Raw genomic sequence first — 8,057 nt, 5'->3', positions numbered from 1 at the left:
CACCCCCCGCTGGCGGGCGGCTTGCGCGGGGGGGGCGGCGGGCCGCGCCTGGGGGGGGCCCCCCCGCGGATACGGCCCCCCCCCCCCCCGCCCCGCGCGGATCAGGGGCATCTACTCACTTCTCGGCAGGAGCGGGGCCCGGCGTCAGGCCGACTCGACGATGTGGCCCCGCTTGATCACGAAGTCGTCGCGCATGTCCTCGAGCTCCTTGCCGCGCGTCTCCGGGATCTTGTAGAAGACGAAGAACAGCGACAGCAGCGCGAAGAACGCGTAGAAGGCGTACGCGAAGCTCAGGCCGATGTCCGCCAGGACGGGGAACGACGTGGAGATCGCGAAGTTCGCGACCCACTGCGCGGCAGCGGCGACCGCCAGCGCGCTCGCACGGATGCGGTTGGGGAACATCTCGCCCAGCAGCACCCAGACGACCGGCCCCCACGACGCCCCGAAGAACACCACGAACGCGTTGGCCGCGATGAGCGCGACCGTCGCCCAGGCGCCGTCGAGCGAGGCCGTCGACGTGCCGTCGGACGCCGTGGTCAGCGTGGCCTGCGTGAACGCGACCGCCATCATGCCGAGCGAGACGAACATGCCCGCCGAGCCCGCGAGGAGCAGCGCGCGCCGCCCCACCTTGTCGATCAGGAGGATCGCGACGATCGTGACGACGATGTTGGTGACCGACGTGATGACCGAGGTCAGGAGCGCGTCGTCCTCCGAGAACCCGACCGAGCGCCACAGCGTCGTCGAGTAGTAGAAGATCACGTTGATGCCCACGAACTGCTGGAAGACCGACAGCAGGATGCCGACCCAGACGATGGGCTTGAGGCCCAGCCGTTTGCCCCGCAGGTCCTTGAGAGAGGCCTTGGTGTCCGACTTGAGGGAGTCCTCGATGTCCGCGATCTTGTGGTCGACGTCCTGGACCCCCGTGAACTCGCGCAGGACCTCGGCGGCCTTCTTGGTCTCGCCCTTGGCGACCAGGTAGCGGGGCGACTCGGGGATCCGCAGCGCGAACAGGCCGTACGCGACGGCCGGGACGGCCGCGGCCATGAACATCCAGCGCCACGCCTCCTGCCCCAGCCACAGGACGTTCGACGCGCCACCCGCGGCCCCGGCCAGCGCCGCGTCCGTGAGGAGCGAGGCGAAGATACCGGTCACGATCGCGAGCTGCTGCAGAGAGCCGAGCCGACCGCGGATGCGCGCCGGGGAGACCTCGGCGATGTACGCGGGGGCGATGACCGACGCGGCGCCGATGCCGAGGCCGCCGATCACGCGCCACAGGATCAGGTCCACGACCGAGAACGCGAGGCCCGAGCCGAACGCCGACACGAAGAACAGCGCCGACGCGATGAGCATGACCTTGATGCGGCCGATCTTGTTCGCGACCGGACCCGCGAACCACGCACCCACCGCGCAGCCGATCAGCGCGGACGAGACGGCGAAGCCCGTGATCGCCGCGTTGAGCTCGAACGTCTCGGACAGGGAGTCGACGGCCCCGTTGATCACCGCCGTGTCGAACCCGAAGAGGAAGCCGCCGAGCGCGGCCGCGAGGCTGATCCCGATGACTCTCTTGTTGAGCCGCTTGGCCTGAGCCTGGGCTTGGGCGTCCCCAGCTGCTCCTGCGTCGTTGCTGGTCATGACGACCCCCTCCGTGTCAGGTTTCCCTTCGACGATAGTGACGTGGGGGCCGGGCCGCGCGGTGAGCGTCCGTGGGGAGGGTCACGCGATCGCGTCGAGAATCATCCAGGTCACGTGCCTCGTCCTGGGGTCGACGGCGTCGCTCGGGTTCCACACCGCGTCGAACGACTCCGGGGTTCCCGAGGCCGGAGACCAGTCGAGACCGGTCGTGGCCGTCAGGAGCGAGATGGCGGCCTCGGCGTCGTCTCTCGCGGCCCGCGGCGGCCAGGCGAGCCCGGTCACGACGACCCAGGTGCCCGGGACTTTCCGGTACTCGACGGGCTCGTCGACGTCGACGGGCTCGAGGCCGAGCGCGGCGACGACCGCGCATGCCCTGGCCGCGGCCTCGTCGGCGCCGCCTGCCTCGACGTGCGTCCGGAGGGAGACGTGGCGGGTCCATCGACGAACCGGCTCCTCCTCGCTCTCCACGTCAGGACCGTAGCTCGTCACCGGACCCCAGCGGGTCGATGCGTCGAGCGGCCGCGGCCCGGAGGACCTCGGCCGTGCGCGCGTCCGCCGGGAGGAACGTCTCGATCGTGAGCTCCGACAGGGTGACGTCGACAGGTGTCCCGAAGGTCGTGACCATGCCGAGGAAGGCGAGCTCGCCGTCGCCGTGGCGCAGGCGGAAGGGGATGGCGAGGCCGTCGGCACCGTGGTCGGCGCCACCGTTCGTCGGCACAGAGCCGCGCGGGACCGGGTAGGCGTCGAGCTCCCGGTAGAGGTCGGCGAGCTCGCCGCGGTCGTTCCACTCGACCTGCCTGCGCAGCCTGCCCAGCAGCTCGGTGCGCCAACGAGCGAGGTCGACGACGCGCGGAGCCATGCCCCTCGGGTGCAACCCGAGGCGGAGCACGTTCACGGGCTCGGTCAGGAGGTCCGCGTCGACGCCGTCGAGGAGCACCTCGACCGATGCGTTGGCCTCGACCAGGGTCCACGTCCCGTCCACCACGAACGCCGGGAACGGGTCGTGGGCATCGAGCACGGCCCGCAGCGAGGCACGCAGCGGCTCCAGCCCCGCCGCGCCCACGGGAGTCTCGGGGTGGCCGGGCGCGTACCCGGCGGCGAGCAGGAGTCGGTTCCGCTCCCGCAGCGGGACGTGCAGCACCTCTCCGAGCCGGGCCACGAGCTCCCTGCTCGGGCTGGCCTTCCCGGTCTCGACACAGCTCAGGTGTCGCGTCGAGACGTCGGCCTCGATCGAGAGCGCGAGCTGGCTGAGGCGACGACGCTCGCGCCACTCGCGCAGCATGGCCCCCACGGTCGCGCCGGTGCGCCGTGCGGGGAGCGCCGCGTCCTGCTTCATCGGAGCCCAGCCGTGCGCCGCAGGCCCACGGCTTCGGTGATCGTGATCCAGAGGACGGCGAGCGCCTGACCGACCACGAGGAGGATCCCCCAAGGCGTCGGCGACCAGACCAGCAGGACCAGCACGCTCGCGAGCATCCACGCGCAGTTGGCTGTGACGACCACCCGCGCGGCCCCCCGGTGGAGCGGGACACGGCGAGCCGTGAACCACAGGAAGGTCGCGAGCAGCAGCAGCACGACGCCTGCCCCCACGAGGAGCGTGAGCGGCAGCCCGAGCGGCCCGGCGAGCGGGACCGCGGCCAGGAGCAGCAGCGGTGCGCTCAGGAGACCGGCGACCGCGTCGGTCCGGATCGCGCGCCGGAGCTCCTCCTCGGGTGCGGGAACCTCTGGGCGAGCTGCGGTCGTGCGGGTGGTGGTGGCAGGAACGGGACGCATCAGGACCTCCGACGGGACGAGCACGAGTGCGATGGCTCCCACTGTGGCGGCCCGCCGTGCGCCCTGTCGATGACCTCCCAGGTCATGCTGACGCGCCCGGCCCCCCCTACGGCTCGGGGTGCAGCGCGTCGTACTTGAGGAAGCGCGGCTGCGTCCGCAGGATCAGCCACACCACGACGATGCAGGCCAGCCCGCCCGCGACCGCGGCCCACCCCTCGCCGAACCAGCTCGCCTGGGCACCGAGGACCACCTCGCCCAGGCGAGGGCCGCCCGCGACGACCACGATGAAGACGCCCTGGAGGCGGCCGCGCATGTCGTCGGGGGTCGCGGTCTGGAGGATCGTCTGGCGGAAGACCGCGCTGACGGCGTCGGACGCCCCGGCGAGAGCGAGGGCGATGCACGCCGCGATCAGGCCGCCCACGAGCACCTGCGGCGGGTTGGTCGAGCCCACGAGGAGCAGGACCCCGCCGAACGCCGCGATCGACAGCCCCCACGCCGTGATGGCCCACGCGATCACGAGCCCCTGCCAGCGCACGCGCGAGAGCGCCCCGGAAAACACCCCGGCGAGCACCGCGCCGACCGCGAACGCCGCGCTCAGCACGCCCGTCGTGGTCTCGCCACCCCCGATGAAGAGCACGCCCACGGCGGGCAGCAGCACGCGCGGGAACGCGAGGATCATCGCGGCGAGGTCGACCAGGAAGGTCGTGCGCACGTTGGGCCGGGTCGCGAGGTAGCGCAAGCCGTCGACGACCGAGCTGATGCCGACGACCTTGCGGCGGGGCACCGCCTGGTCCCCGTCCACTCCAGCCGCCACGGCATCGGAGCCGGCCGCGCCGGAGCCGCCCTGGGGTGCCAGGACCGGCGGGATCGACGGCAGCCGCCACACGGCCCACAGCGCCGCGGCGAACAGGACCACGTCGATCGAGTACGCGATCCCGTATCCCCACAGTGCCACGAGGAACGCACCGAGCAGCGGACCGACGGTCAGCGCGATGCTCCACGAGATGGTCTGGAGCGCGTTCGCGGCGGGCAGCAGCCGGGGCTCGACGAGTCGCGGGATGATCGCCGAGCGGGCGGGGTTGTTGATCGCGAACGCCGCCGACTGGAGCGCGACGAGCCCGTACAGGACCCCGACCGAGCCGACGTCGAGCCACGCCTGGAGCGCGAGCAGGCCGGTGACGACCCACAGCGCCCACGACGCGAGCAGCGCGACCTTGCGGCGGTCGTAGGCGTCGACGAGCGCGCCCCCGTACAGGCCGAGCGCCACGAGGGGCACGAGCGCGAAGACGCCCAGCACGCCGACCGCGAGGGTCGAGCCGGTGAGCGCGTACACCTGCAGGCCCACGGCGACGACGGTCAGCTGCGAGCCGAGGTTGGAGACACCGAGCCCCCACCACAGCCGACGGAACGGCGGGGAGACGCGGAGCGGGGTCGTGTCGGCAAGGATGCCGTCGAGGCGGGGCACGATCGACGAGGCTACCTCGCACCGGGCGGAAGACCGTCTCCCGAGGCGACCGTCTCAGAACCGCGGTCGACCTCGCGCGGTGCGCGGCGCCGTCGGGCCGTGTGCGCGTCAGGCCGTGAGTGCGGCCCGGACCTCTCCGACGAGCGCGGCCATGGCACGCTCGGCCTCCGCGGCGTCCCCTGCGGCGACCGCGCGGGCGACGGCCTCGTGCTCGTCGAGCGCCTCGGCGACCGGCGCCTGCGGCATGAGGCCCAGGTGGGTGCGCCCGGCGAGGACCTCGCCCACGACCTCGTGCAGCGCGGCGAACATCTCGTTGCCCGAGGACCGCAGGAGCAGCGCGTGCAGGCGGATGTCGAGCACGAGGAACTCCTCGAGGCGCCCGGCCTCGCCCAGCTCGCGCATGCGCGCGGCGAGCTCGACGAGCTCGGTACGGGCCTCGTGGGTCGCGTGGCGGGCGGCGCCCGCGGCGGCCAGGGGTTCGACGGCGCAGCGCAGCTCGGTCAGCGAGCGCAGCTGTGCGTCGCGGCCGGGGCCGGCGAGACGCCAGCGGATGATCCGGGCGTCGTAGACGTTCCAGTCCTGCTCGGGGAGCACGACGAGGCCGATCCGACGGCCCGAGCGCACGAGGCCGAGCGCCTCGAGCTGACGCATGGTCTCTCGGGTCACGGTGCGGGAGACGCCGAACTCGGCGCCGATCCCGTCCAGGGTCAGTGCGCTCCCCGCAGGGAGGTGACCTGCGGTGATGCGGCGACCGAGGACGTCGGTCACCGAGCTGTGGAGCACCGTCGCGGACATGGGTCGAGCCTACGGCTCTTTCATAGGTCACACCATTGCCTTGCCAAAGGTGATACCAATCGTGCATGCTCGGTGAGCGGCCACAGAGGTCCGCTCACGACGCAGCAGTCGACGGACAGCCAAGGAACCCCCTCATGGACACAGACGTCAGCCCCACCCCGGACAGGGGAGCCAGCCCCTCGTCGGGAGCCGCCCCAGCGCCGGCGGCCGACCACAGCCCCGTGCACCTCGTCATCATGGGTGTCGCCGGCTCGGGCAAGACCACGGTCGCGACCCTGCTCGCGGACCGCACGCACCGGCCGTACGCCGAGGCCGACGAGTTCCACCCCCAGGCCAACATCGACAAGATGAGCGCGGGCACCCCGCTCACCGACGAGGACCGCTGGCCCTGGCTCCGCGCGATGCGCGACTGGCTCGACGTGCAGGCCGCCGAGGGGGACTCGGCCGTCGTCACCTGCTCGGCGCTCAAGCACAGCTACCGCGACCTGCTGCGGACCGCGCACGGGCGTGTCCGGTTCGTGCACCTCACGGGTAGCGCCGAGCTGCTCGAGGAACGCATGACCCATCGCAGCGGGCACTTCATGCCCGCGTCCCTGCTCCCCTCGCAGCTCGCGACCCTCGAACCGCTCGCGGCCGACGAGGACGGGATCACGCTCGACGTCGGCGCGCCGCCCGAGGAGCTCGTCGACCGGATCCTCGCATCCACCGCGCTGCCCCGCCCCACGATCCCCCGCGCACCCCGCCACCTGGCCGGCGCACCCACCCACCCCGAGGAGCGATGATGCTCACCCTCGCCTCGCACCCGCTCGCCGCGGGCGCCCTGCGCGCAGCCACCGAGACCCCGACGACCGACGCGGGCACGACCCAGCTCATCCTCGCGGCCGTGCTCGGGATCGCGACGATCATCGTCCTGATCGTGTGGCTCAAGCTCCACCCGTTCCTGTCCCTCATGATCGGCTCGGCGGTCCTCGCGATCGTCGCGGGCATCGACTTCGTGAGCGCGTTCGTGAGCTTCTCGGCGGGGCTCGGGTCGACCGTCGCCGGGGTCGGTGTCCTCATCGCGCTCGGCGCGATCATCGGCAAGATGCTCATCGACTCGGGTGGCGCGGACCAGATCGTCGACACGATCCTGGCGCGCACCCCCCTGCAGCGGCTGCCGTGGGCCATGGCGCTCATCGCGTTCGTCGTGGGCATCCCGCTGTTCTTCGAGGTCGGCGTGGTCCTGCTGATCCCCGTGGTCATGATGGTCGCGCGTCGCTCCAAGGTCTCCCCGATCCTCGTCGGCATCCCCGCCCTCGCGGGGCTGTCGGCGCTGCACGGCCTCGTCCCTCCGCACCCCGGGCCGCTGCTCGCGATCGACGCGCTGGGCGCGAACCTGGGCCTGACGCTCGGGCTCGGTCTGCTCGTGGCCGTGCCGACCGTCATCGTCGCGGGGCCGCTGCTCGCCAAGCCGCTCGCGGTGTGGGTCAAGCTGCCCCCGCCCACGACCGTCCTGGGCGTGTCCGAGCGGGACGAGGACGCCCCCCGCCCGAGCTTCGCGGTCGCGGTCACCGTGGTCCTGCTGCCCGTGATCCTCATGCTGGCCCGGACCGTCGTCGAGATGACGGGGACCATCGAGTCACCCGTCGGCAAGGGGCTCGAGTTCATCGGGACGCCGCTCGTCGCGCTGCTCATCACGGCTCTCGTGTCGCTCGTGGCCTTCGGCAGCGCGATGGGGCGCACGCGCGACGAGATCAGCACGTTGGTCGACAAGTCCTTCGCCCCGATCGCGGGCATCCTGCTGATCGTGGGCGCGGGCGGCGGGTTCAAGCAGACGCTCGTCGACACGGGAGTGGGAGACGTCATCGCGAGCGGGATCTCCGACGCGAACCTCTCGCCGCTCCTGGCGGGCTGGCTCGTCGCGGCACTGATCCGTGTCGCCACGGGTTCCGCGACGGTCGCGACCATCACGGCCGCCGGGATCATGGCTCCGCTCGCTGCGGGACTCTCCCCCACGCACGCGGCGCTCCTCGTGCTCGCGATCGGCGCCGGCTCTGTGTTCCTGTCCCACGTCAACGACGCGGGGTTCTGGCTCATCAAGGAGTACTTCGGCATGACCGTGGGACAGACGTTCAAGACGTGGTCCGTCATGGAGTGCGTGCTGTCGGTCGTGGCGCTGGTCGTGATCCTGCTGCTGGGGCTGGTTGTCTAGCGCACATCCCTGCCCGACGGCGGCCGGCCGGTCCGCCGTCGGGTCCGCCGCGTCGGGGTTGCCGCGTCCTGTGGCCCGGTCTCGGGTGGCGGGCGCCCGGCGACCCGGCGACCCGGCGACCCGGCGACCCGGCGACCCGGCGACCCGGCGACCCGGCGACCCGGCGACCCGGCGACCCGGCGACCCGGACCAGCATGTGTTTTC

The 8,057-nt window shown here is 72.4% G+C and carries 8 protein-coding genes; 2 read left to right on the top strand and 6 right to left on the bottom strand.

Features of this window, described 5'->3' with window-relative positions; genetic code table 11:
* Positions 1 to 144: 144 nt before the first annotated feature.
* From ACFWFR_RS14940 to ACFWFR_RS14915, 6 genes are all read right to left on the bottom strand, one after another.
* Positions 145 to 1,632 (bottom strand): sugar porter family MFS transporter, encoded by a 1,488-nt coding sequence (locus tag ACFWFR_RS14940; RefSeq protein ID WP_377623473.1) that lies wholly within the window; start codon positions 1,630 to 1,632, stop codon positions 145 to 147.
* A gap of 81 nt (positions 1,633 to 1,713) precedes the next feature.
* A complete protein-coding gene (locus ACFWFR_RS14935) occupies positions 1,714 to 2,100 on the bottom strand; it encodes a hypothetical protein (protein WP_377623472.1) in 387 nt (128 codons plus the stop codon).
* Position 2,101: 1 nt separating this feature from the next.
* On the bottom strand, positions 2,102 to 2,968 hold the full coding sequence (locus ACFWFR_RS14930; protein WP_377623471.1) for a helix-turn-helix domain-containing protein: 867 nt from the start codon (positions 2,966 to 2,968) through the stop codon (positions 2,102 to 2,104).
* Positions 2,965 to 3,402, bottom strand: a complete 438-nt coding sequence (locus ACFWFR_RS14925; protein WP_377623470.1) for a hypothetical protein — start codon at positions 3,400 to 3,402, stop codon at positions 2,965 to 2,967. The genes ACFWFR_RS14930 and ACFWFR_RS14925 overlap by 4 nt, the downstream gene beginning before the upstream one ends.
* Before the next feature lie 106 nt (positions 3,403 to 3,508).
* Positions 3,509 to 4,867: an MFS transporter gene (locus ACFWFR_RS14920; protein WP_377623469.1), complete on the bottom strand. Its 1,359-nt coding sequence runs from the start codon at positions 4,865 to 4,867 to the stop codon at positions 3,509 to 3,511.
* 108 nt (positions 4,868 to 4,975) lie between these two features.
* A complete protein-coding gene (locus ACFWFR_RS14915) occupies positions 4,976 to 5,662 on the bottom strand; it encodes a FadR/GntR family transcriptional regulator (RefSeq protein ID WP_377618585.1) in 687 nt (228 codons plus the stop codon).
* 236 nt (positions 5,663 to 5,898) lie between these two features.
* Between ACFWFR_RS14915 and ACFWFR_RS14910 the strand changes: the two genes are divergently transcribed.
* Both ACFWFR_RS14910 and ACFWFR_RS14905 read left to right on the top strand, forming a co-directional pair.
* On the top strand, positions 5,899 to 6,444 hold the full coding sequence (locus ACFWFR_RS14910) for a gluconokinase (RefSeq protein ID WP_191804407.1): 546 nt from the start codon (positions 5,899 to 5,901) through the stop codon (positions 6,442 to 6,444).
* Positions 6,441 to 7,853 (top strand): gluconate:H+ symporter, encoded by a 1,413-nt coding sequence (locus ACFWFR_RS14905; protein WP_377623468.1) that lies wholly within the window; start codon positions 6,441 to 6,443, stop codon positions 7,851 to 7,853. Before ACFWFR_RS14910 ends, ACFWFR_RS14905 begins: the two co-directional genes overlap by 4 nt.
* Positions 7,854 to 8,057 lie beyond the last annotated feature (204 nt).

It is taken from the genome of Oerskovia sp. NPDC060287 (assembly GCF_042726775.1).
Classification (GTDB): domain Bacteria; phylum Actinomycetota; class Actinomycetes; order Actinomycetales; family Cellulomonadaceae; genus Oerskovia; species Oerskovia merdavium.
The sequence above is the reverse complement of the archived record's forward strand: the minus strand, read 5'-3'. Positions and strand labels throughout refer to the sequence as shown.